General features: G+C 65.5%; 25 protein-coding genes and 1 tRNA gene. 13 read left to right on the top strand and 13 right to left on the bottom strand.

Translation table 11 applies throughout. The features are described from left to right. Entirely contained in the window at positions 1–204 is a 204-nt protein-coding gene (locus H9532_RS09935) for a hypothetical protein (RefSeq protein WP_296367929.1), read from the bottom strand. 126 nt (positions 205–330) lie between these two features. Between H9532_RS09935 and H9532_RS09930 the strand changes: the two genes are divergently transcribed. Continuing rightward, positions 331–651, top strand: coding sequence for a hypothetical protein (locus tag H9532_RS09930; protein WP_296367927.1), 321 nt, complete (start codon positions 331–333; stop codon positions 649–651). A 15-nt stretch (positions 652–666) separates the two neighbouring features. Here H9532_RS09930 and H9532_RS09925 read toward each other — a convergent pair whose 3' ends face one another. Then, the gene (locus tag H9532_RS09925; RefSeq protein ID WP_296367925.1) at positions 667–1,008 is read right to left on the bottom strand and encodes a hypothetical protein; all 342 of its coding nucleotides are present in this window, start codon (positions 1,006–1,008) and stop codon (positions 667–669) included. A 148-nt stretch (positions 1,009–1,156) separates the two neighbouring features. Between H9532_RS09925 and H9532_RS09920 the strand changes: the two genes are divergently transcribed. The 4 genes from H9532_RS09920 (at position 1,157) to H9532_RS09905 (ending at position 4,033) form a co-directional block, all read left to right on the top strand. Further along, the gene (locus H9532_RS09920; RefSeq protein ID WP_296368258.1) at positions 1,157–1,453 is read left to right on the top strand and encodes a hypothetical protein; all 297 of its coding nucleotides are present in this window, start codon (positions 1,157–1,159) and stop codon (positions 1,451–1,453) included. Next, positions 1,450–2,124 (top strand): cupin domain-containing protein, encoded by a 675-nt coding sequence (locus tag H9532_RS09915; RefSeq protein ID WP_296367924.1) that lies wholly within the window; start codon positions 1,450–1,452, stop codon positions 2,122–2,124. The genes H9532_RS09920 and H9532_RS09915 overlap by 4 nt, the downstream gene beginning before the upstream one ends. A 24-nt stretch (positions 2,125–2,148) precedes the next feature. Beyond that, positions 2,149–2,370 (top strand): hypothetical protein, encoded by a 222-nt coding sequence (locus H9532_RS09910; RefSeq protein ID WP_296367922.1) that lies wholly within the window; start codon positions 2,149–2,151, stop codon positions 2,368–2,370. Positions 2,371–2,494: 124 nt separating this feature from the next. Continuing rightward, a complete protein-coding gene (locus tag H9532_RS09905; protein ID WP_296368256.1) occupies positions 2,495–4,033 on the top strand; it encodes a SulP family inorganic anion transporter in 1,539 nt (512 codons plus the stop codon). Positions 4,034–4,053: 20 nt separating this feature from the next. Here the strand turns inward: H9532_RS09905 and H9532_RS09900 are convergent, their stop codons facing one another. Continuing rightward, positions 4,054–4,719, bottom strand: a complete 666-nt coding sequence (locus tag H9532_RS09900) for a hypothetical protein (protein WP_296367920.1) — start codon at positions 4,717–4,719, stop codon at positions 4,054–4,056. 103 nt (positions 4,720–4,822) lie between these two features. Between H9532_RS09900 and H9532_RS09895 the strand changes: the two genes are divergently transcribed. Together H9532_RS09895 and H9532_RS09890 are read left to right on the top strand one after the other, a co-directional pair. Continuing rightward, positions 4,823–6,022, top strand: a complete 1,200-nt coding sequence (locus H9532_RS09895) for a sirohydrochlorin chelatase (protein WP_296367918.1) — start codon at positions 4,823–4,825, stop codon at positions 6,020–6,022. Positions 6,023–6,361: 339 nt separating this feature from the next. After that, positions 6,362–6,685: a DUF2811 domain-containing protein gene (locus H9532_RS09890; RefSeq protein ID WP_366664557.1), complete on the top strand. Its 324-nt coding sequence runs from the start codon at positions 6,362–6,364 to the stop codon at positions 6,683–6,685. 155 nt (positions 6,686–6,840) lie between these two features. On the opposite strand, the gene H9532_RS09885 is transcribed toward H9532_RS09890, so the two are convergent. The 3 genes from H9532_RS09885 to H9532_RS09875 form a co-directional block, all read right to left on the bottom strand. Beyond that, positions 6,841–8,475, bottom strand: a complete 1,635-nt coding sequence (locus tag H9532_RS09885) for a GMC family oxidoreductase (protein ID WP_296367916.1) — start codon at positions 8,473–8,475, stop codon at positions 6,841–6,843. Next, a complete protein-coding gene (locus tag H9532_RS09880; protein ID WP_296367914.1) occupies positions 8,475–8,687 on the bottom strand; it encodes a hypothetical protein in 213 nt (70 codons plus the stop codon). Before H9532_RS09880 ends, H9532_RS09885 begins: the two co-directional genes overlap by 1 nt. A gap of 148 nt (positions 8,688–8,835) precedes the next feature. Beyond that, positions 8,836–8,912, bottom strand: a tRNA-Met gene (locus tag H9532_RS09875). 107 nt (positions 8,913–9,019) lie between these two features. Between H9532_RS09875 and H9532_RS09870 the strand changes: the two genes are divergently transcribed. Continuing rightward, positions 9,020–9,697 carry a transaldolase family protein gene (locus H9532_RS09870; RefSeq protein ID WP_296367911.1) on the top strand — a complete coding sequence of 226 codons (678 nt, stop codon included), beginning with the start codon at positions 9,020–9,022 and terminating at the stop codon, positions 9,695–9,697. A gap of 106 nt (positions 9,698–9,803) precedes the next feature. Here the strand turns inward: H9532_RS09870 and H9532_RS09865 are convergent, their stop codons facing one another. The 4 genes from H9532_RS09865 to H9532_RS09850 are packed head-to-tail and all read right to left on the bottom strand — an operon-like array spanning position 9,804 to position 12,390. Further along, a complete protein-coding gene (locus H9532_RS09865) occupies positions 9,804–10,784 on the bottom strand; it encodes an asparaginase (protein ID WP_296367909.1) in 981 nt (326 codons plus the stop codon). A gap of 21 nt (positions 10,785–10,805) precedes the next feature. Continuing rightward, positions 10,806–11,315, bottom strand: a complete 510-nt coding sequence (locus H9532_RS09860; protein ID WP_296367907.1) for a CGLD27 family protein — start codon at positions 11,313–11,315, stop codon at positions 10,806–10,808. A gap of 12 nt (positions 11,316–11,327) precedes the next feature. Then, positions 11,328–11,762, bottom strand: coding sequence for a ribosome silencing factor (gene rsfS / locus H9532_RS09855; protein ID WP_296367905.1), 435 nt, complete (start codon positions 11,760–11,762; stop codon positions 11,328–11,330). Next, complete coding sequence (locus tag H9532_RS09850; RefSeq protein ID WP_010309735.1) at positions 11,755–12,390, bottom strand: DUF3318 domain-containing protein; 636 nt, start codon at positions 12,388–12,390, stop codon at positions 11,755–11,757. The genes rsfS and H9532_RS09850 overlap by 8 nt, the downstream gene beginning before the upstream one ends. Before the next feature lie 82 nt (positions 12,391–12,472). Between H9532_RS09850 and carB the strand changes: the two genes are divergently transcribed. From carB to H9532_RS09825, 5 genes are all read left to right on the top strand, one after another. Continuing rightward, positions 12,473–15,766: a carbamoyl-phosphate synthase large subunit gene (gene carB / locus H9532_RS09845; protein WP_296367900.1), complete on the top strand. Its 3,294-nt coding sequence runs from the start codon at positions 12,473–12,475 to the stop codon at positions 15,764–15,766. 53 nt (positions 15,767–15,819) lie between these two features. Beyond that, positions 15,820–16,497, top strand: a complete 678-nt coding sequence (locus tag H9532_RS09840) for a DUF3386 domain-containing protein (protein ID WP_296367898.1) — start codon at positions 15,820–15,822, stop codon at positions 16,495–16,497. Between the two features lie 50 nt (positions 16,498–16,547). Then, on the top strand, positions 16,548–17,894 hold the full coding sequence (locus H9532_RS09835; protein WP_296367897.1) for a sodium:alanine symporter family protein: 1,347 nt from the start codon (positions 16,548–16,550) through the stop codon (positions 17,892–17,894). Between the two features lie 88 nt (positions 17,895–17,982). Continuing rightward, a complete protein-coding gene (locus H9532_RS09830) occupies positions 17,983–18,990 on the top strand; it encodes a hypothetical protein (RefSeq protein WP_296367895.1) in 1,008 nt (335 codons plus the stop codon). A 28-nt stretch (positions 18,991–19,018) separates the two neighbouring features. Then, entirely contained in the window at positions 19,019–19,501 is a 483-nt protein-coding gene (locus H9532_RS09825) for an HXXEE domain-containing protein (RefSeq protein ID WP_296367892.1), read from the top strand. 10 nt (positions 19,502–19,511) lie between these two features. Here H9532_RS09825 and H9532_RS09820 read toward each other — a convergent pair whose 3' ends face one another. The 3 genes from H9532_RS09820 to H9532_RS09810 form a co-directional block, all read right to left on the bottom strand. Further along, entirely contained in the window at positions 19,512–20,249 is a 738-nt protein-coding gene (locus H9532_RS09820; protein ID WP_296367890.1) for an SDR family NAD(P)-dependent oxidoreductase, read from the bottom strand. A gap of 16 nt (positions 20,250–20,265) precedes the next feature. After that, on the bottom strand, positions 20,266–21,627 hold the full coding sequence (gene gorA / locus H9532_RS09815) for a glutathione-disulfide reductase (protein ID WP_296367888.1): 1,362 nt from the start codon (positions 21,625–21,627) through the stop codon (positions 20,266–20,268). A 102-nt stretch (positions 21,628–21,729) separates the two neighbouring features. Continuing rightward, entirely contained in the window at positions 21,730–22,578 is an 849-nt protein-coding gene (locus tag H9532_RS09810) for a shikimate dehydrogenase (protein ID WP_296367885.1), read from the bottom strand. Positions 22,579–22,611: the final 33 nt, after the last annotated feature.

Below are 22,611 nucleotides of genomic sequence, written 5' to 3'. Positions count from 1 at the left end.
TCAACCGCCGCCGTTGCCCGGATGCTCGTGGTGGTGTTGGCGCGCGGTGATCAACCGCCTGGCTGGTCCTGCCGCTACCTCACCCACGAGCACAGCGGTGCCGATCATCAGCAACACCCGAGCCGCGCTGGCAATCATGTGCAGTGCGATCTCTTGCGTGCTCAACACCTCGTGGTGGGTGCTTTGGGCTGTGGTGTGGGTCATGGCTCACTCCCTTGTGATCCAGTCCTAAGAACGCGAATTCGGCAGCCCCTCCCTTGCAGCGCATCTGCAGCATCGGGATGGTCATGGCGTTGATTCGCTTGCGTCCGTCCCCGCTGCTGTGCGTGGATGGTTGTTCTTCTCCAGCGGATGACACCCGAGCTCGCCGCCTGCGTTCTGGAGGGCCTCTTGCTGCTCCATGAGGAGTTGTCCGTGGATCCCGAAGCGCCCTGGTACGTGGGAACGCCGGATCAGACCCAGGTTCTCCACGACGAGCTCTGGATCCTGGCCGGAGAGCTCACGCCAGGCTCGAGCGCTGCTCTTGTGGCTGCCTGGTATGCAGCGGGCCGCTCCAGCCTGTTGCCTGTGGCCTGCACCGGTGAACTGGTGAGCAGCCGCCATCTGCAGTCGTCCAGCGGATCGATCGCCTGGTCTATGCAATCCGCTTGAGGGCTGGCTGGTCGTTCAGGTCAGCAGTTGCAGGGTTGCTCGCTCAGTGCAGCGCAGCTGCGCTTGCACCACCAGGCGGCCATCCCGGCGGCACCAGCGGAAGTGGTGCACCACGCCTTCTTGCCACAGCCATCCCTCGGCGCGGCCCAGGCGGTGATCCCAATGCCACTCAAGCAGCTCGCTGGTTCCGTGGCCGTGTGCCCGGAGCGCTTCGCGGAGCTCCAAGCCGATCGGGGTCGGCCGCAGTCGATCGCAGCACTGCCCGAGCAGTTCGGGCAACGGTGGACGGTCGAGAACCCAGGCGCTGATGCGCTGAAGCGCCGGTGCCAGCGGGCTGTTGCTGATCCCTTGGGGCATGGAGCCTGCGCTGCTGTCTCCACCATGGAGGCGGAGGTGAACTATCGGCAACGTTGCCGAAAGCATTCGCTTCACCCCAGCAGCGCCACTTCACCACCCGCCGCTCGGCAATCCGGCTCGCCAGAGTGGAACCTGTGTTGGAGCCGCGATCGTGCCCACCCGTGAGCAGATCCTTGCCGCCTCGGCTGGTTGGGTGGCGGTGGTGCTGAATGTGGTGCCGGGCCTGGGCGCTGGCTACCTCTATCAGCGCCGTTGGCGCGCCTACTGGATCACCTCAGCCTTGGTCACGGCCTGGTTTGTGGCTGGTGCCGTTCTGGCTCAAAACGCCGATGCGGCTGCTGAAGCTCAGAACCAGCTGGTGGGGTTGATCGGTCTCCTGGTGTTAGCTGGCGTCACCGCCACAGAAGCCGGTTTGGCCGTGAAGCGCGTTCGCCAGAACGGATGACTCTCCATGGCGATTGGCGCCAACCGGTGGCGCTCAACACTGCAGAGCTGGCCTGGGTGGCTTCGCCCTCACCGGGTGTGGAGCGGCGCCTGCTCGAGCGGATCGGCGCTGAAGTGGCACGGGCTACATCGGTGGTGCGTTACGCAGCTGGCAGCCGTTTTGCCCTGCATGGGCACGGGGGTGGCGAGGAGATCCTGGTGCTCGAGGGAACCTTCGCGGATGAGCAAGGCCTCTACCCCGCCGGCACCTACCTGCGCAATCCGCCCGGATCAGCCCACGCACCTTTTAGCGAGAGCGGTTGCACGCTGTTGGTGAAGCTGCAGCAGATGCATCCTGAGGATCAGCAGCGGGTGGTGATTGACACCCATGCGGCCGCCTGGCATCCGGGCTTGGTGCCAGGTCTGGCGGTGTTGCCGTTGCACGCCTTCGGCAGCGAACAGGTGGCGCTGGTGCGCTGGGCGCCGGGAACCCGTTTCCAGGCCCACAGCCATCCCGGTGGCGAGGAGATCTACGTGATTGATGGTGTGTTCCAAGACGAACACGGCACCTATCCCGCTGGCAGTTGGTTGCGCAATCCACCGGGCAGCGTGCACCGCCCCTGGAGCGATGCCGGTTGCACGATTTGGGTGAAAACCGGGCACCTGCCGGCTACAACCTCGAGCTTTGGCTAGAGCGGACATATCTGCCCTGGTGCCATGAAGGCTCTGTTGCTTGGCTTGCTCGTGGTTGCTGCGGCTCCCGCAGCCTTGGCTGAAGCGCTGCCACTGCCTCTGGAGCCTGCCCCGGTGGTGGCGGAACCCGCCACCAACCCTGGATTCGCGTCCGATGTGGAGCTGGCCCTCGATGACCTCACACGCCTTCAATGCGGCCTGTTGGGGTTGCTGTTGATCAACTCCCAGCCCTGCCCAGTGCGATGAACCCAGAGCAGCTGCAAAGCCTGCAAGTGCTGGCCCTGGCCCTGGTGCCGGTGGTGTTGATCTGGTGGGCCTGGCTGCGGTTGCTGCGTTGATAGGGTCCGGCCAGCGGGTGCGTTGGGTTGTGGTGCAGGACTCCCTGAAGCAATGGTGGGATCGCCCCCACCGCGACATCCTCTCCGGCCTGGTGGTGGCCTTCGCGATGATCCCCGAGGCGATCGCTTTCTCAGGCATTGCCGGCGTGGATCCGCGGGTGGGTCTGTTCGGGGCGTTTCTGCTGTCGGTGACCCTGGCGGTGGTGGGTGGCCGCACCGCGATGATCACCTCCGCCACGGGCTCCACCGCCCTGCTGATGACCGGGCTGGTGCAACAGGGCAATGGCCTGGGCGAGGGTATGGGCCTGCAATACCTCCTGGCCGCCGGACTGCTCACCGGCGTGTTGCAGATCGCCTGGGGCTATCTGCGCCTAGCCCACCAGATGCGCTTCGTGCCCCAGCCCGTGATGGCTGGATTTGTGAATGCGCTGGCGATCCTGATCTTCCTGGCGCAGTTACCGCAGCTGGGGCTGGATGTGTTCCATCCCGAGAAGGTGGTGGTGGCCGCTGCCCAGCTGCCGGCGGTGTGGGGCCTGATGGCGCTCACCCTGGCGATCATTTATCTGCTGCCCCGCCTCACCACCGCGGTGCCCTCGGCCCTGGTGGCGATCATGATCAGCACCGGCCTTTCGATTCAGTTGGGGCTGGAGGTACCCACCGTGGCCAGTCTCGGCACCCTGCCGGAGGGCCTGCCGCAGCTGGGCCTACCGCAGGTGGCGTTCAACCTGGAAACCCTCGGCCTGATCCTGCCCACGGCCCTGGCGATCTCGCTGGTGGGCCTGATGGAAACCTTCCTCACCCAAGACATCCTCGACGACATTACCGATAGCTCCAGCCACAAAAACGCCGAGGCCCGTGGCCAAGGCATCGGCAACATCGTGAGTTCGCTGTTCGGCGGCATGGCCGGCTGCGCCCTCGTGGGTCAGTCGGTGATGAACGTGGGCTACGGCGGCCGCACCCGCCTCTCCACCCTCACCTCGGGTGTGGCGCTGCTGGCGATGATCCTGCTGGCCAGCCAGTGGGTGAATCAGATCCCGATGGCCACGCTGGTGGGCGTGATGATCATGATCGCGATCAACACCGCCAACTGGGGCTCGATCAGCGGCATCCGCCGCATCCCCAAGAGCGACACCGCTGTGATGCTCCTCACCGTGGTGGTTACCGTGCTTACCCACAACCTCGCGGTGGGCCTGCTCGCCGGCGTAGCCCTGGCAGGCCTGCTCTTCAGCCGAAAGGTGGCCAAGGTGATTGCCGTTGACAGCGCGCTGGTGGCACCCGATCACCGCGTCTACACCGTGCGCGGCCAACTGTTCTTTGTCAGCAGCATCTACTTCCGCCAGGGCTTCGAGCTGCACGAGCACCCGGCCCGCGTCACCATCGACATGGCCGACGCCCACATCTGGGATCAAAGCGGCGTGACGGCCCTGGATCAGGTGATCCGCCGCCTCAAGCTGGGCGGCAGCGCCGTGGAGGTGCTGCACCTCAACCGCGAGAGCACCGATCTGTTTGCCCGGATCGGCGTGGCGGAGGAAGCTGGTGGTCGAGGCGGAGCGCTCGCGGCCGGGCACTGAGGGGCGCGGCCCCCTCGGCGTCAGGGCATCCAGTCCGCCGGAGGCTCCGGCTTCTCGGTGTCCTTCAGCGACGGGAACAGCTCGCGGATGGTGATTGTGACAGTGGCGCGAGCCTGCTGGCGGAATGCTTCAGCGGCATCGGCGCTGAGTACCGGGTAGGTGGTGTCGGTGTTGCCGTCGCCGCGCAGGGGCTTCCAGCTGGTTTTCTCGCGCTGCTTGAGCTCTTCCAGCGGCGCCACGAAATCAAAGCTGATGCTGCGGGTGGCCGATGCCGCCGCTTGCGCCACCAGCTGCTCGCGCATCGGCAGCAGTTCTTTGGCCTTGAGCGTGTCGGGGAGGCCGAGCACCGGCTCGTAGTAATCGATGGTGCGCAGTTCTTCCTGCAGCACGATCGGCCAGGCAGCTACTTCCCCCTCGTTGAGCGGAGCGGCCTGCATGGCCTCTAAGTAGAAGGAGAGCCAGCGGTAGTGGGATTTGTCCTGCGTGCGCTTCTTCTCAGAGCCCTTGGCCACGATCTTGGGCAGGGCGGCTTCAGCCTTGCGCAGGAACTGACGGTCTTCACGTTCGAGGTTGATCGCACCCCAACGCTGGCGGTATTCCCACAGCTCTTCGTAGCGGCGCACGTCTTCGGCGCTCCAGCCCAGCTCCTTCAGTTCACCGGCGCGGTTGCTTTCTCCTTTCTGCACGGGTGGATCGGTTGTTTGGAGGCACCCTAGGTGTTGGGTCTTCCTTGGCTGATCAGGGTTGGGTGGTGTTGTGCCGATAGGGTCGGTTCAGGAATGTGTTCCCATGGGCAACCCCTCGCCGCAGCTTGATTTCAACGCCGTTGAAGGTGGCCCGATCGGGGTGTTGATCTGTGGCCACGGCAGCCGCAACCGCCAGGCAGTGGGTGAATTTGCCCAGCTCGCTGAAGGCTTACGCGAGCTGTTGCCGGGTGTGCCAGTGGAATACGGGTATTTGGAATTCGCGCGGCCGATCCTGCGCGATGGGCTCGACAGCCTGCGGGCCCAGGGCGTGAAGCGGGTGTTGGCGGTGCCCGGGATGCTGTTCGCCGCCGGCCATGCCAAGAACGACATCCCCTCCGTGCTCAATACCTATGCGGCGGAAACCGGCCTGCGCATTGATTACGGCCGCGAGCTCGGCGTTGACTTGAGCATGATCCAGGCGGCCGGAGCCCGCATCCGCGAAGCGCTGGATGCGTCAGAGAGCGCCGCTGCTTCACGCGGGGAGGAGCCGGTGCCCCTCAGCGACACGTTGCTGGTGGTGGTGGGTCGCGGTTCGTCGGATCCCGATGCCAACTCCAACGTGGCCAAGGTGGCGCGGATGTTGGTGGAAGGCTTTGGCTTTGGCTGGGGCGAAACCGTGTATTCGGGCGTCACCTTCCCCTTGGTGGAGCCTGGCCTGCGCCATGCCGTGAAGCTCGGCTTCCGGCGCATCGTGGTGTTCCCCTACTTCCTCTTTTCGGGGGTGTTGGTGAGCCGCATCCGCCAGCACACCCAGCTGGTGGCGGCCGATCACCCGGAGCTGGAGTTTGTGGACGCGAGCTACCTGGGCGATCACCCGCTGGTGCTCAATACCTTCCTGGAGCGCGTGCAGGAGGTGGTGCGCGGTGAGACGCAGATGAACTGCTCTCTCTGCAAATACCGCGCCCAGGTGCTGGGGTTTGAAACCGAGGTGGGCGCTCCGCAGCAGAGCCATCACCACCACGTGGAAGGCCTGGTGGAAGCCTGCACCCTCTGCGAGCTCGAGTGCACCGGCGCCTGTCAGCCCGATGGCATCCCGATCCCGCTCGGGCACCACAGCCATGGTCACTCACATGACCACAGCCATGACCATGCGCACGGTCATTCCCACGATCACGCCCACGGGCATGACCACGCGCATGACCACGGCCACACCCATGCGCCCTATCCCCATGCCGACCACCCGCTGGGGCCGCGCACGCTTTACAAACCGCGGCAGAAACCGGAAGAGAACCCGGGGGTTTGAGCGGCTCAACCGTCTCGGTTGCGGCCTGGTCGCACGAGACCCGCGCCTATAAGCCCTGCTGATGGTTTTGGCGTTTCCCCAGGATCGCCGCGCTTTCCCCAGGTTGAGTCCTGGTTTTCCACAGGTCAATGGGGCTCTCGATCGGTGAGAGGGGCGATCTGGGGATTGCGCCATTTCGTTTGAATCGTTCTTGACAGCCTTGTGCCCATGGCTAGAGCGCGCTAGCCGTGCGCCTTGGTGGCGGAGCAGGGTGCTGCTGCGGTGGGCGGTCTCGCTGCGTCTCGGGGTGGTTTTGAGCTGCATTTGCCCCTTTGACGCCGCCGGCTTCGGTGTGGATTGATGGCTGCACCGACGGATGGAGATCGATTGGAGCCGGAGCAGCAGGTGCAACTGGAGTCGATGCAGGCAGCGGGCGCCCGCGATCACCTCAGCCGCTGCCTCGATCAAGGCGACGCCGCTGGCGCTGCCCGGATCAGCCTCGAGGCCGAGGTGCCTGAGGCCCTGTTTGATGGCATGCGCGCCTTCCTCAGCAGCCGCCCAGAGTGGGACCAATACCGCGTGATCACCTCCGCCCTGGCGGGTTTTCTGTTTCAGAACGGTTGCGGCGATCGCTGCGTGGCGCAGCACTATCTCAACGGCCTGTTCATGAAGCCCGGCGAATGATTGGCGCCTGATCGCAACACACAAAAAAGCGGGAGTGCCGAGCTCCCGCCTGGTGTTTCTCCCTTGCCCGACCCGTTGAAAGGTCGCCTGCACAGCATGCGGGGCACCGGCGCAGTCGGATGTGGTGGTTGCAACCAAATGGTGGGGTGCGTCAGCTAAAGCTCACCGCGCTTCAGTGCTTCAGCCGCGTGAGCGCAGGCGCGCCAGCTCAGGGCCATGGTGGTGAGCGTGGGGCTTTGCCAGCCGGCGCTGGGCCAGGCACTGCCGTCGCACACGAGCAGGTTGGGGGTGCGCCACAGCTGGTTCCAGGGATTCAGCACGCCGCGCTCTTCGCTTGCGGCCATTGGGGCGCCGCCCAGCTCATGGATGTAGTAGCCGGGTGGTGCCGCCCCCGCTGCCATCGCCAGGCTGCCCTGCACCATCGGCTCGATCAGCGGCATCACAAACAAATCCGCCAGCGGCGCAATCCGGCCGCCGGCGCTGCTCACCACCGCCTGCATGCGCGCCTGCATGTGATCCACCATCCGCTCCTCGTTGGCGCTCCAGCGGCAGTCGATATGGGCGATGGGGAGGCCCCAGGCATCCGTGCGCTCGCTGTGGAGGCTGACGTGGTTCTCGGGGCGGCTGAGCACCTCGCCGTGGCCGATCAAGAAACCCACCGCGGCGTTGCGCTGGCGCTTGAGCAGCTGCGGTGGATCAAAGCGCTGGATGCCGCACCAGAGGCCATAACCGCGCCGGAAATCCGTGGCTTCGCTCTCGGGCGTGCCGAGATTCACGGTGTTGGGGATGAAGCAGCTGCCGGCTCCCGAGAGCTCCGTGGCGCCCGGTGCGGGCAGCTCGGGCAGTGCAAAGAAGCAACTGGCCGACACGTGATCCATCAGCCCCTGCCCCAGCAGGCCGCTCACCTCTTGCAGGCCGCCCACCTGTTGGGAATGGAGCAGCAGCCGCAAGCTCTCGATTGTGGAGGCGCAGAGCACCACCAGCGGCGCCGCGCTGTTGTGGTGCTGCCGCGTGCGTGCGTGAATCCATTCCACCCCAGTGGCCCGCCCGCTTCGGGGATCCACTTGCACGTGGCTTACCACCGCTTCGCTCTGCAGTTGCACCCGGCCCGTGGCCAGTGCTGCCTTCAGGGCTCCGCCTTGGGAGCAGGAGCGCGGCCATGGGCCATCGGCGGCGCGGCGCAGTGCAAAGCCCCGTGAGGGGATCAGGGGCAGATCGAGATCGCGGTGGATGCAGTGCTGCAGGTGTTGCTCAGCTGGTGTGAGCGGCAGGGCGGGCTTCGGCGCACCGGTCGGGTCGGGCAGCTGGGGGAGGCCATCGCACTGGCCATGGATCTGCAGTAGTGCTTCGAGGCGTTCGTAGTAGGGGGCCAGATCGGCGTGGCGGATCGGCCAACTCGGGCCATGACCATCGCGCTCGCCGGCTTGAAATTCCGCGTCGGAGAGGCGCAGAGTGATGCCGCCCCAGGTGAGGCTTTTGCCGCCCACCTGGCGGCCGCGGGTCCAGAGGAACGGTTGCCCTTCAGGGGTGCTGTAGGGGTTGTCCCACTCGTTGACGTAGAGATCGGGGTTGGCCTTCCAGTAGCCGGGGTGCTGGGCGGCCAGGCTTTGGCGACCGCTGTTCACAGCCGCTAGCCGCTTGAGGGTGTTGGCCGGCTCACTGCCGAAGGCGCGCGGGGCACTGAGCTCGGGGCCGGCCTCGAGCACGAGCACCTTGAGGCCGGCTTCCGCCAGGGCCAGGGCAGCGACGCCACCGCTGGCGCCGCTGCCCACCACGATCGCATCGGCCATCAGGAGGGGGTGGTGGTGCGCTCGCTGGTGACGCTCGCAATCAGGCTGCGCAGCGCCAGCAAGCCATCACCGATCAGATCCACGCTCAGCCACACCAGCGCCGCCGCCAGGATCAGCGGGTGGGTAGCGGCTGCTTTGTTGGCGGCCGTCATCACCGGGCTGGTGGCGGCTGCGGTGCTGGCGGGCGACGTGGCGGTGGGTGCGCTGTCCATGGCTTGAGGGTGTGAACGGCGAAGCTGGGTCGCCATTCAAGGGCGATTCGCTCAGTTGCCGGCGAATCGGTGTTGCTGACACCGGTTCGCATAAGCACTGAACATCAAAAAGCCCCAGCCGATCTTGCGATGGCCGGGGCTTTTGGTTTGGTGGCGGGGGGCGGATTTGAACCACCGACCTTCGGGTTATGAGCCCGACGAGCTACCAGACTGCTCTACCCCGCGGCGACCCCAGAACTATACATCGCAGGGTGTCTGGGCTGCTTGTGTTCGTTGTGGACGGCAGCATGGGATCCGCTGCGCGCGGCTGTGATGCGGCAGCGCCTCCGCCGATGACCTTGCGTCTGCTCCTCGACAGTGCCGATCCCGACGCCTGGGGCGAGTGGTTGCCCACGGGTCTGTTCCGCGGCGTGACCACCAACCCGACGCTGCTGCGCCGCGCCGTTCAGCCCTGCAGCCTCGAGCACCTGGTTGAGCTCACGGCGCGGGCCCTGGAGCTGGGGGTGGAGGAGTTGCACCTGCAGGCCTGGGGAGAGGATCTACTGGCCTGCGGTCGCGCCCTGGCCCAACTGGCCCCTGGCCGCATTTGGGTGAAGCTGCCGATCACCTTCGCCGGTGCCGCTGCCGCTCGCGCCTTGATCAGTGAAGGGTGCTCCGTCACCTTCACCGCTTGCTACGAACCCGCTCAGGTGCTCCTGGCCGCCGCCCTGGGCGCCGACTACATCGCGCCCTATCTGGGCCGCATCTCCGACCTGGGCCGTGATGGCCACGCCGAGCTCACCCGCATGCAGCGAATCGTGGACACCCTCCGTCGGGCGGATCCAGACAGTCCGGGTGCTGCGCCGCGGTTGCTCGTGGCCAGCCTGAGGTCCCCCAACGATCTGGCCCACCTAGCCGCTGAAGGGCTCGACACCTTCACCATCAGTCCTGACATCGCCACAGCCCTGTTCGCCGTGGAGCCCACCCTCGCGGCGGCATCCCAGTTCGAGCGGGACGCCCAAGGCACCTGAATCAAGGTGTCCATGGGTGGGACCACATTTCGACCGATGTGGGCGCACCTGCCGACAGTGCGTCGCAGAAGTTCGACTGACCCCCGCAGATGGGGCTCGATCGGTTTTAGCGGCCGTTGTCGAAGCGCAGTTCGCCGCTCACTTCGAGCTTCACGCCTTCGTTGGGGTGGAGGAACTGCTGGCCGAGCTCCTCCAGCGTCATCGGTGTGAGCCACTCGAGCTGCTGCATCAGGTGCAGGGCCACGGCGTGTTTGGCGCGGCTGGCGCCGTCTTCCACCTTGATCGCCAGGCCGAGGCCTTCGCCCACACGGCTCAGGCACTGGATGCCTTCGGCGCCGCCTTTGCTCAGCACCTGGCCGTGGCCGCTGCGCATCACCACGGTGTCGAAGCGGCCTTCGCCGGCTACTAGATCGGGGTGGGCGAGCATTGCCCGGCTGAGGCGTTCCAGCTCCGGTTGCTCGCTGGCGCCGAGGTGGGCAAACAGCAGGGCCATCTGCGAGAGCTGGAGTTGCAGGGTGGGGGCGCCGCAGTCGTCGCGGGCGGCCAGCAGTTCAGCGGCGGGCATGCCGAGGAGTTCGCCCACGCGCTTGAGCACCTGCTGCTGCAGTGGGTGATCGAGCTGGAGATAGTTCTCCAGCGGCCATTGCATGCGTTTGCAGGTAGCCAGGAAAGCCGCGTGTTTGCCCGAGCAGTTGTGTTCCAGGGGGCTCTGGCGCCCTTTTGGTGTGGGGCACTGGAGTTGTTCGCTCTCCAGATCCGATTTCCAAAGGATCTTGAAAGCTTCGCGGGCTTGCTCGGCTTCGCCGGCATGGGAGGCGCAGGCGATGGCCAGGGCGCGGTCGTCGTGGTTGCCCAGGTCGGCAGCGCCGCTGCTCACGAACACCTGGGCTTGGAAAGGCTTGAGCGCCGAGCGGATGAAGCTGAGCTGTTGAGGGTCGCCGGCGCGCATCAACACGCGGCCGCGCTGGTCGCACACCACCGCATGCACCCGATGCAGCGACTCATGGATGCCGTTGCGGGTGAGACGCACCTCGAGGGGCGGCACGCTCGGGCGTCCGCTGGATCCGAAGCTGCTCGAGAAACTCATGCAGGGCTCAGGCCCAATCGCTCACAGAGCCTGACAGAGGCTCGCCCCCACCAGCATCAAGGCCGCAATGATGGCCATCGCTTGCTGAAGCCGCCAGAGCACGGGCTTCACCTCGTGGGTGGCCACCAGCAGGTCTTGCTGACGCCACTCCACCGGCTTCTCCCACACCTGGCCGTCGTACCAGCCGGATTCCTCGTATTCCACGGAGGTGGCGATCAGGCGGCGCTGCAGGTTGGTCCAGCCCAGCCATTGCCGCACTAAGAGCAACAACGGCACCACCAGGCCTGCCACTGCACCGGCCACCACCAGCCGGGGCAGGTTGTGGCGCAACGGCACGCTGCCACTGGCCACGAGCATCGTGAGCGGCAACACAATCAGCCAGGCGCGCAGCAGCGGTGTGGCCAGGCCTCGATCCCCGTTGTGGGGCCACACGAAAAACCAGCTGGCCTGCAGCTCCTTGTATTGCTCCAGCGGCCGCTGCTCCCGCGGCACCGGGCACACCGTTGAGCTCAGGTCGCTGCTGCCGGCCATCGGGGCCCGGCCTCAGGCCGGCGAATCTTGCTCCGACCCTAGGTAGACCTCTTTCTCGCCGTGGCCCCAGAACGACTCGAGGTCGTAGTAGCTGCGCTCATCCGGGGTGAGGGCATGCACGATCACTTCGCCGTAATCCAGCAGGATCCAGCGCCCCTCCTTCTGTCCTTCTTTGCGTAGGGGCAGCCGTCCGCCGCTCTCCTCCTCAATCTTGTCCTCCACCGAGCGGGCGATGGCGCGCACCTGCACATCGGAGAAGCCGGTGGCGATCACAAACCAGTCGGCGATCGAGGAGATCTCCTCCACCCGCAGCAGCACGATGTCGGCCGCTTTGCGGTCATCGCAGGCATCAGCGGCCAGAAGCGCGAGCTGATGGCTGTCGTCGAGGTTGAGCCGGGGGCGGCTGGGGTCAGGACTGGGCTTCTGGGGGCTTACGGCCTCAGCCATACACGTTCTCGCTGCTCACGGATTGACGGGACCCCTGTTGCTGAGCCATCTCGGCCCGGGCCTTGCCTGCACTCTTGCGCAGCGCCTCCAGACGGTCTTCGTAGAAACCGCGTTTTTTCTTCTTGCGGGTCTGCTCCACCAGCTCCTTCAGGGCGCCGCCCAGGCTCTTGTACGCATTAGGCAGGCTGTAGCCAAAGCGGCAGGCCAGGTCGATGGCGCGCTCGTCGGCCGCGATCGCGTCCTGCAGGCGCTTTTCGGAGTTGTTTTTGAGGTAGAGGCGGTAGCCGGCGAAGCCGGAGAGGCCCAGGGCCATCAGCAGCAGCAGGCCGTCTTGCACCCACAGCTCGCCGATCGCTCCGCCGAGGCCGATCGCCAGCGCGGCCATTTCCCAGCCGTCGCGGGGTACGGCGTCGTTCTGGATCCGGCCCACTTCATGCCAGAACAGCAGGTTGCGGTGGTCGATCGCCAGGGCATCCCACTTCTGCAGATCCAGCTGGATCTCCACTTCGTCGCGGCCGATCTCCTCAATGGTGATCAGCGGCGGATCGGCCGAAGCGGCGGCTTCCACAAACACCCAGCTCTGCATCTCGGGAGGCAGCAGCCCCTTCAGGCGCTGGAGTTCGCTCATGCCGGCTTCATCGCTTGCTTGAAATCAGAGTAGCCGCGCCCGCGTGAGAGGGTAGGGAGGTTTGCCTGCCGGAAATCCGCCCATGCCCCGTCGCACGGATCTGCGTCGCATCCTGCTGCTGGGTTCGGGTCCGATCGTGATCGGGCAAGCCTGTGAATTCGATTACTCCGGCACCCAGGCCTGTAAAGCGCTGCGAGCCGAGGGATTTGAGGTGGTGCTGGTGAACAGCAACCCCGCCTCGATCATGACCGATCCGGACATGGCGGATCGCACTTATATCGAGCCGCTCACCCCGGATGTGGTGCGGCGGGTGATTGAGCAGGAGCGCCCTGATGCGCTGCTGCCCACCATGGGCGGCCAGACCGCCCTCAACCTGGCGGTGGCCCTCGCCAAGGACGGCACGCTCGAGCAGTACGGCGTGGAGCTGATCGGCGCCAACCTGCAGGCGATCGAAAAGGCCGAAGACCGCGACCTGTTCAAACAGGCGATGGAGCGCATCGGCGTGGCCGTCTGCCCCTCCGGCATTGCCACCACCCTCGAGGAAGCCGAGGCGGTGGGCGAGCAGATCGGCAGCTACCCCCGCATCATTCGCCCCGCCTTCACCCTCGGCGGAAGCGGCGGCGGCATTGCCTACAACCCCGAAGAATTCCGCGCGATCTGCCTGAGCGGCCTTGATGCCAGCCCGGTGAACCAGATCTTGATCGAGCAGTCGCTGCTCGGTTGGAAGGAGTTCGAGCTGGAAGTGATGCGCGACACCGCCGACAACGTGGTGATCGTTTGCTCGATCGAGAACCTCGATCCAATGGGTGTGCACACCGGTGACTCGATCACCGTGGCCCCGGCCCAAACCCTCACCGACCGTGAATACCAGCGCCTGCGCGACCAGGCGATCGCGATCATCCGCGAGATCGGTGTCGACACCGGCGGCAGCAACATCCAGTTCGCGATCAACCCCGCCAATGGGGACGTGATCGTGATTGAAATGAACCCGCGCGTGTCGCGTTCCTCGGCACTGGCGTCGAAGGCCACGGGCTTCCCGATCGCCAAGATCGCCGCCCGTCTGGCGGTGGGCTACACCCTCGACGAAATCCTCAACGACATCACCGGCAAGACGCCGGCCTGCTTCGAGCCCACTATTGATTACGTGGTCACGAAGGTGCCGCGCTTCGCCTTTGAAAAATTCCGCGGCAGCCCGGCGGTGCTCACCACGGCGATGAAGTCGGTGGGTGAAGCGATGGCGATCGGCCGCAACTTCGAGGAGTCGTTCCAGAAGGCGCTGCGCTCGTTGGAAACCGGCCATGCCGGCTGGGGCTGCGATCGGCCCGATCCCAGCCCCGAACGCTCGGAGCTCGATCGCACCCTGCGCACGCCCTCCCCTGATCGCATCTTTGCGGTGCGCACCGCGATGGTGAACGGCTACTCCGATGCCGACATTCACCGCATCTCGGCGATCGATCCCTGGTTCCTGGCCAAGCTGCGGCGGATCATCGAGGCGGAGCAGCGGTGGCTGAAGGGCTCGCGCCTGGAGGATCTCGATGCGGATGCGCTGCTCGCCCTCAAGCAGTTGGGCTTCTCCGACCGTCAGATCGCCTGGGCCACGGGAGCCCAGGAGCTCGCGGTGCGCAACCAGCGTCAGCGCCTGGGGGTGAATGCGGTGTTCAAAACCGTCGACACCTGCGCTGCCGAATTCGCCTCCACCACCCCGTATCACTACGCCACCTACGAGCGGCCGATTGAGCGGCTGCGCGATGACGGCTCGCTGGAGCTGATTGCCCCTGAAAGCGAGGTGCAGCCTGAAACACGCCGCAAGGTGATGATCCTGGGCGGTGGTCCCAACCGCATCGGCCAGGGCATCGAGTTCGACTACTGCTGCGTGCACGCCTCCTTCGCGTTGCAGGCCGAGGGCTTCGCCACGGTGATGGTGAACTCCAACCCCGAAACGGTGTCGACCGACTACGACACTTCCGATCGCCTCTACTTCGAGCCGCTCACCTTTGAAGACGTGCTCAACGTGATCGAGGCTGAGAAGCCCGAAGGCGTGATCGTGCAGTTTGGCGGCCAGACACCGCTCAAGCTGGCGATCCCGCTGCTGCGTTGGCTCGAATCCCCAGCCGGCCAGGCCACCGGCACCCGCATCTGGGGCACCTCCCCCGAATCGATCGACACGGCTGAAGACCGCGAGCAGTTCGAGGCGATCCTGCGCAAGCTCGACATCCGCCAGCCCCGCAATGGCCTGGCCCGCAGCGAAGCCGAAGCGCGTGTGATCGCCGAGCGCGTCGGCTATCCGGTGGTTGTGCGTCCGAGCTACGTGCTCGGCGGCCGCGCCATGGAGGTGGTCTACGGCGAAGAAGAGCTCAACCGCTACATGAGCGAGGCGGTGAACGTGGAGCCCGATCACCCGGTGTTGATCGATCAATACCTGGAAAACGCCACCGAGGTGGATGTGGATGCCCTCTGCGACGCCACCGGCCGCGTGGTGATCGGCGGCCTGATGGAACACATCGAGCCCGCCGGTGTGCACTCCGGTGATTCTGCCTGTGCCCTGCCGGCGGTGAGCCTTGAGCAGCAGGCCCTGGCCACCATCCGTCAGTGGAGCGAAGCGCTGGCGCTGGCGCTGCAGGTGAACGGCCTGATCAACCTGCAGTTCGCGATTAAAGACGGCGACGTCTACATCATTGAGGCCAACCCCCGCGCCTCCCGCACGGTGCCCTTCGTGGCCAAGGCCACCGGCGTGCCCCTGGCGAAGGTGGCCAGCCAGATCATGTCGGGCAAAACGCTCGAGCAGATCGGCCTCACCACAGAGCCCGTGCCGCCACTACAGGCCGTGAAGGAAGCGGTGTTGCCGTTCAAGCGCTTCCCCGGCGCCGATTCCATCCTGGGCCCGGAGATGCGCAGCACCGGTGAGGTGATGGGCACCGCCACGGGCTTCGGCCTCGCCTACGCCAAAGCCGAACTCGCCGCCAGCGAAGCCCTGCCCACCAGCGGCACCGTCTTCCTCTCCACCCACGACCGCGACAAGCCGGCCCTGCTGCCGGTGGCCCAGCGCCTGGCAGCTCTCGGCTTCCGCCTGGTGGCCACCGAAGGCACGGCCCGCTGGCTCTCTGATGCCGGCCTCAGCGTGGAGCCCGTGCTCAAGGTGCATGAGGGCCGCCCCAACATCGAGGACGCGATCCGCTCCGGTGAGATCCAGCTGGTGATCAACACCCCCGTTGGCCGTCAGGCCGCCCACGACGACAAATACTTGCGCCGCGCCGCCATCGACTACGCCGTCACCACCGTGACCACCCTTGCCGGTGCCCGCGCCGCCGTGGAAGGCATTGCCGCTCTTCAGGGCCAACAGCTGCAGGTGAATGCCCTCCAGGACATTCACGGCTGAAGGGGCAGCCACCGAGCTCAACCCCGTAGCCTGAATCCACCTGCCTTGTTGCCGTGACCGTTGCCCCCAGCCCTGCTGTGCTCACTGCCGGCAGCGATTGCACCGCCGCGTTCCGCGCTGCTTACGAAAACCGTTACACCTGGGCCCCGGGCTTCGCTGGTTACAGCGGCCGTTGTGTGTGGGAGCAGGGCGACCAGCGCGTGGAGGGCACTTTCAAAGTGGGTGCTGATCTGAAGGCCCAGGTGGAGGGCATCGACAACGAGGAGATTCACAAGGCAATCGCCTCCCAGCTCTGGGAGGTGTGCATCCACCGGGTGCGCCGCAGCTTTGAGCAGACCCACGGCGAGAACACCTTCACCGCCGGCGACACCGATGCGGTGGGCACTGAGGTGATCGTGGGCGGCAAAAACGCCGGTGATCGCTATCGCATCAAAGATGACGTGGTGACGATGGTGCACCGCCACATCCACGGCACCGTGGTCACGATCTTCACCGAAAGCACCACCGATACCGGCAGTGGCTATCTCAGCCACAGCTATACCAGCCAGTACGCCGATCCCGCCACTGGCGCCGCCCGCGGTGGCAAGAGCACCTTCACCGACACCTTTGTGCCCCTCGCTGGTGAAGGCCCCTGGGTGTTGAGTGAGCGTGTGGTGGAGACCGAGGCCTTTGGAGAGTCCCCGGCTGGCCGTCAGGTGTTCCGTTTCGAAGCTCTCAGCCCTAACAGCTGAGTTGCGGCGGATGTGACACGATCCCGCAAGTTTTTGCCGCGGGAGGCCCGTTGAAAGACCTGCTGGATCAAATCAATGGCGTGGTGTGGGGACCGATCACCCTCTGGTTGATCGGTCTCACCGGCCTCTATCTGATGCTGGGGCTGCGGCTGATGCCCTTGCGGCAGATCGGTTTTGCCGTTCGCCAGACCCTGCGCTCCATTCGCCACTCCGGTGGTGAAGGTGATGTGAGCGCGTTCGAGTCGTTGATGACGGCGCTGGCCGCCACCATCGGCACGGGGAATGTGGCCGGCGTCGCCGGTGCCATCGGCGTTGGTGGCCCGGGGGCGGTGTTCTGGATGTGGCTGATCGCTCTGGTGGGTATGGCCACCAAATACGCCGAGTCGCTCCTCGCCGTGCATCACCGAGAGGTCGACGAGCTCGGTGAACACGTAGGCGGGCCGATGTATGTGATCCGCAACGGCCTCGGCAAGGGCTGGAATTGGTTGGCGGTGTTGTTCGCCCTGTTTGGCACCCTCGCAGGTTTTGGCATCGGCAACGGCGTGCAGGCCCATGAGCTGGCCAAAGCGCTGAACATCTCCATGGGGATTCCGCCCCTGGCGACAGGCGTCGTGTTCGCTGCGATCACCTTTGCGGTGATCATCGGCGGCATTGAGCGCATCGGCCGCGTTGCCTCCGCGGTGGTGCCGTTCATGGCGGTGATCTACGTGGGTGGCGCGGCCACGATCCTGTTGGCTCACATCAGTGAGATTCCTGCAGCCCTTTCGCTGATCTGCCGTGATGCCTTCAGTGCCCAGGCCCTGGCTGGTGGTGCCATTGGCGTGATGATTCAGAAGGGCATCGCCCGCGGAGTGTTCTCGAACGAGGCGGGCCTCGGCACGGCCCCGATTGCTCAGGCCGCGGCCAAGCCCGGCGATCCGGTGCTGCAGGGTTCAGTCGCCATGCTCGGAACCTTCATCGACACGATCATCGTTTGCACGATGACGGCGCTCGTGATCGTGACCAGCGGCGCCTGGATGCCGATCGAGGGCGCCGATACCCCCACGGGTGTGGCCCTCACCATGGCTGCATTCGATTGGGGTCTACCCGGCGGTGCCTGGCTGGTGACCTTCGGCACGGTGTTCTTCACCGCTACCACGATCCTGGGCTGGGGCTACTACAGCGAGCGCTGCCTCGAATTCCTGGTGGGTGTGAAGGGGATCAAACCCTTCCGTCTGGTGTGGGTGGCGGTGGTGGTGATCGGCGCAGTCGCGAGTTTCGATCTGGTGTGGACCGTGGCCGACATCCTCAACGGATTGATGGCGATCCCCAACCTGATCAGCCTGCTGTTGCTCAGCGGCACCGTGTTCCAACTCACCCGCCGCTACGACTTCAGCGCTGCTCGCTTCCGCGACTAAAGCAACATCGTGCTTGTGCGGTGTGAATGGCTGTTGACCCTGCAGCAGCACGTGGCTAACCACAAGGCAGCACACCGCTACAAGGGCGATGGTTCAGTCGGTTCCGCATCGGCACCGCGCGTCACTCACCGATCGATCGATCCGGGCCGATGAGGCCACGGCCCGGATCGCACTCGGGGCGCTGCTGGGGGTGGCTCAGTTCTGTGCCGGAGGCTCGGCGATCGACCCGGCAGAACGTCGCACGATCGAAGCGATTCGCGATCACCTGGCCCACCAACCCCAGATCGATCTCGACACACTCACCCTCCTCAGTCCCGAAGACCTTGCTGATCAGCTGAGCGATCCGATCTGGCGAGCCCGCATCCTGCGGGGCATGACTGTGGTCGCCCTGATGGATGGTGAGCTCAGCGAGGAACGTCTCGCCTACCTGCGCCGTGCAGCCCGGGTTTTTGGGGAGGGTGACGAGGTGGTGAACACCTACGCCAACCTCGTGCATGAACGCATGGGCCTAGTTCGGCTGGATATGGCGCGTCGCGGCTTCATTGCAGGAGCCTTACGCGATTTTCTAGGCCGTGGCCGGCTTCAAGCCGCCATGGATTTGGCCCACTACGTGCTCAAGCAGAACGATCAGGCTGAGGCGGCCCGTTACCGCGCCCTCGGAGACTTACCGGAGGGAACACTGGGCCATGCCTACATCCAGTTCATCAACGCCAACGGTTTTTCCGTGCCCGGCGAGCCTGGTGGTCCTCCCGGCACGCTCGCCCGCCACGATTGCCTCCATGTGTTGGGCAACTACGGAACCACGCCAGCAGAAGAAGGTGGGGTGGCTGGCTTGCAGGCGGGCATGAGCCGCAACAGCGATCCCTTCTTCTCGATTCTGCTCGTCTTGGCTGAATTCCAGTTGGGGCGCTCGGTTGTGCCGATTGAAACCGGCGACCATCAAAACGATTTCGATCCTGCAGTGCTGTTTGACGGTGTGGAGCGTGGATTGCAGATGAACCACAACCTCATCGGCGACTGGGATCTGTTCGCCGATGCCGCCGTGCCGGTGCACGAGCTCCGCCAGCGCTATGGCATCCCGCCACGGCAGCACTGATCTTCCATTCCCTCGCTGATTGTTTGCTATGAACGAGCGCTTTCATCCAGCCTCGCCGTTGGGCAAGGCCATCTTCTGGCTCTGTCTGATGGCCTACGGGCTGCACGTGATCGAGGAATACGACTTGGGCTGGAAGCCCTGGGCTGAACAGGTGCTGGGCCTACCCGTGACCTGGGGCGACTTCTACATCACCAATGGCTTCGGGGTGATTCCGCTCGGTTTGTTGGCGGGCGGTGTGGGTTGGCAGGTGCCAGCGGCGGCCTTGCTGCTGCCAGGCTTGATGTTGGTGAATGCCGTGGGCTTTCACGTGCTGCCCGCCCTGCGCACCGGTCTCTATTCGCCCGGGCTGATCACGGCAATCCTGTTGTTCTTTCCTCTCGCGGGCTGGTGTGTGATCACCGCTTACCGGCACCACCGCAAGGCGCTGTTCATTGCCATGCCGCTCTCGGTGTTGTTCATGGCCTTTCCGGTGGTGATCCTCTTGCTCAAGCCGGTGCTCGGCTACAGCTGAGCGGCCGAACTCACACCTCAAGGTTGCAGCTCACCGCCAGCTCAAACGGCACGCAGCTGTTGGGCAGCTCCAGCAATTGGGTGGTGAGCGCGGCGATGTCGCCCGGTTGGCTCATCGCCTCTTTCGGCATGGCATTCACGGCGGCGGCCATGTCGGTATTCACCCAGCTGGGACAGATCGCCGTCACGCGGATCCCCTGCTCCCAGCCCTCATTGCGCATCGTTTGGCAAAGACCCATCAGGGCAAACTTGCTGGCGGTGTAACCGGCGAGGCGACCCTTGGAGCGTTTGCCGCTCATCGACACCAACACCACGATTCGCCCGGAGCCATGGGCGGCAAGCTCAGGCCACGCGGCACGGGTGAGCCACCAGGGACCCATCACATTCACATCCCAGAGCTGTTGGATGTCGTGTTCCTGGCCGCTCTCGAACAGCAGCGGAACCCTTGAGAACACACCGGCGCTGTGGACGAGTGAGTCGATCGCGCCGAAATGGCTCAGGCTCTGCGCCACCCAGGCTTCGGCCGAAGCGGGATCTTCAGCGTTGTAGGGGTGCAGCAGCACGCGGGGGAGGCCCTGCTCATCCACGCCAGCGCAGGTCGGGTCCAGTGCGGTGCCATCGAGGGCCGCCGGGTTGCGTAGTCCCAGGCTGAGCCGATGACCAGCGGCGAGCAGGTGTTCGGCGATGGCGCGGCCTATGCCACGGCTGGCGCCGCTGATCAGAATGGTGCGGGTCGATGAGACAGGCATCAGCGGCGGCACCGGCTCAGTTCGGCATGGTGACGAACTCTTCCGCCACGGTGGGATGCAGAGCCATGGTGCGATCGAAGTCGGCCTTGGTGGCTCCCATGCCGATGGCGATTGCCGCCATCTGAATGATCTCGGCGGCGTGCTCGCCAACCATGTGGCAGCCCACCACCTTGCCGCTGGCCTGATCCACCACCAGCTTCAGCAGCACCTTCGGGTCGCGTGCCGGTAGCGCCTGGCTCATCGGCCGGAAGCGGGCCCGGTGCACCTTCACCCCATCGGCCCCGTAGCGCTCGATCGCGGCTTCTTCGGTGAGCCCCACCCCGGAGAGTTCCGGCTGGGAGAACACGGCACTGGCGATCAGTTCGTGATCCACCAGACGTGGCTTGCGGCCCCAGATCGTGTCGGCCAGGGCCCGGCCTTCATCGATGGCAACAGGGGTGAGGTTCACCCGGTCGGTCACGTCTCCAACGGCGTAGATGTTGGAGACGTTGGTGGCTTGATCGGCAGTCACCGGGATGCGATGACCCTCGATCGCCACACCGGCGGCTTCCAGGTTCAGGCCCTGCAGGAAGGGGCGGCGGCCGGTGGCCAGCAGTACGCCGTTGCAGGGCAGGCGTTCGCCGCTCTGCGTGATCACACTGAGATCCCCCGGCGTTCCCTCGATCGCGGCGGGACTGTGGGCGAAGCGAATCTCGATGCCATCGGCTTCCATCGCCTCCTGCACGGCGCGGCTCGATTCGAGGTCGAAGCCGCGCAGCAGGTGGTCGCCGCGCACCAGTTGGGTCACCTGCACGCCGAGGCCGTTAAGGATGCAGGCGAACTCGCAGGCGATGAAGCCGGCGCCCACCACCACCACCCGCTCCGGCAGGCGTTCGAGGTTGAACAGGTCATCGCTCACCCAGCCCAGCTCAGCGCCGGGGATGGCGGGGCGGTGGGGGCGGCCGCCTACGGCGATCAGGATCCGCTCGCCCCGCAGGAGCTGCAGTTCAGATCCGCTTGGGTCCACCACGCTCACGCTGTTGGCATCGGCGAAACGCCCCCAGCCGCGGACAAGTTCCACTCCCGCTTTCTCTAAGAAGCCGATGTGCAGTTGATTGAGCCGGTCCACCTCGGCGCGCACCCGTTGCAGCAGCTCGGCGCTGTTATGGGAGACATCCCCCACGCTCCAGCCGTAGCTGGCGGCGTCGTGGAGGTGATGGCGCATGGCCGAGCCGTACACCATCAGCTTCTTGGGCACACAGCCGCGGATCACGCAGGTGCCGCCCACGCGATCCCCCTCCACGATCGCCACCCGGGCGCCATAACTGGCGGCGCGCTTGGCGGCGGCCAGGCCGCCGGATCCGGCGCCGATCACCACCAGGTCGAAATGCTTACTCATGCCGAAGGGTGGCGGATGGCCAACAGCGATCGCTTAAGCGTAACTGTATGGCGATTGACGCATAAGCCGGTGTTGTTGTCTCTTTGGGGTGCGCCGCGCGGGTCACTCCCCTAAGGCTTCCGCCACGGCGCTCTGGAACACGGCCTCCTCTGGGGTGATGCCTGTCCAGCGCTCGAAGATCTGCATCGCCAGCTGCACCAGCATCTCCACGCCGTCCACCACGGGGCAGCCGTGCTCGCGAGCGGCGGCCAGGAAGGGTGTGATGCGGGGGTTGGTGATCACGTCAACAGCGATGCAGCCCGGTTCCACGCTGGCCCAGTCCACGGGGACCGGTTCGAGTTCAGGAGCGCAGCCCAGGTGGGTGGCGTTCATCAGCAGATCGGTGCCGGAGGGCACCTGCAACGGCGCCTGCCAGCTCTGCCACGTGCAGGGCACGCCGCTGGCCTGCTGCACCAGCTCCGCCACCTCGCGGCCGTGGGCTTCGCGGCGGGTGATCAGCGTCAGCTGCGCGGCGCCGGCCCAGGCGATCTCCACCGCCATGGCGCGGCCCGCGCCGCCGGCGCCGAGCATCACAACCTTGCGGCCCTTTAGCGGAGCAACCTTCTCGATCGCCTTCACCACACCCTTGCCATCGTTGTTGTGGCCGATCAGGCGCCCCTGCTCGATCGTGATGTAGTTGGCGGCGCCGATGGCGTGCACGTCGTCGTCGACGGCATCGAGCATCGGAATCACAGCCACCTTGTAGGGCACGGTGATCGCCATTCCCTGGTATCCGAGGGGACGCAGGGCGGCGATCGCCTTGGCGAGATCGTGCTCAGACGCGATGTCGTTCTTCCAGAACTGCCACTGCAACCCGTAGTGGGCATAGACCGCGTCGAACATCCGATCAATCGGGTTCTCAGCCACCGGATGGCCGAGCATGCCGGTCATCTGTTTCTGGGGAGGGATCACGGCAGCGGCAGCCTTGGCCTCTCCAGGCTGCTC

Source organism: Vulcanococcus sp. Clear-D1, assembly GCF_014654725.1.
GTDB lineage: Bacteria > Cyanobacteriota > Cyanobacteriia > PCC-6307 > Cyanobiaceae > Vulcanococcus.
Note: the sequence above shows the minus strand (reverse complement) of the source record. Positions and strands in the feature narration are given on the sequence as shown.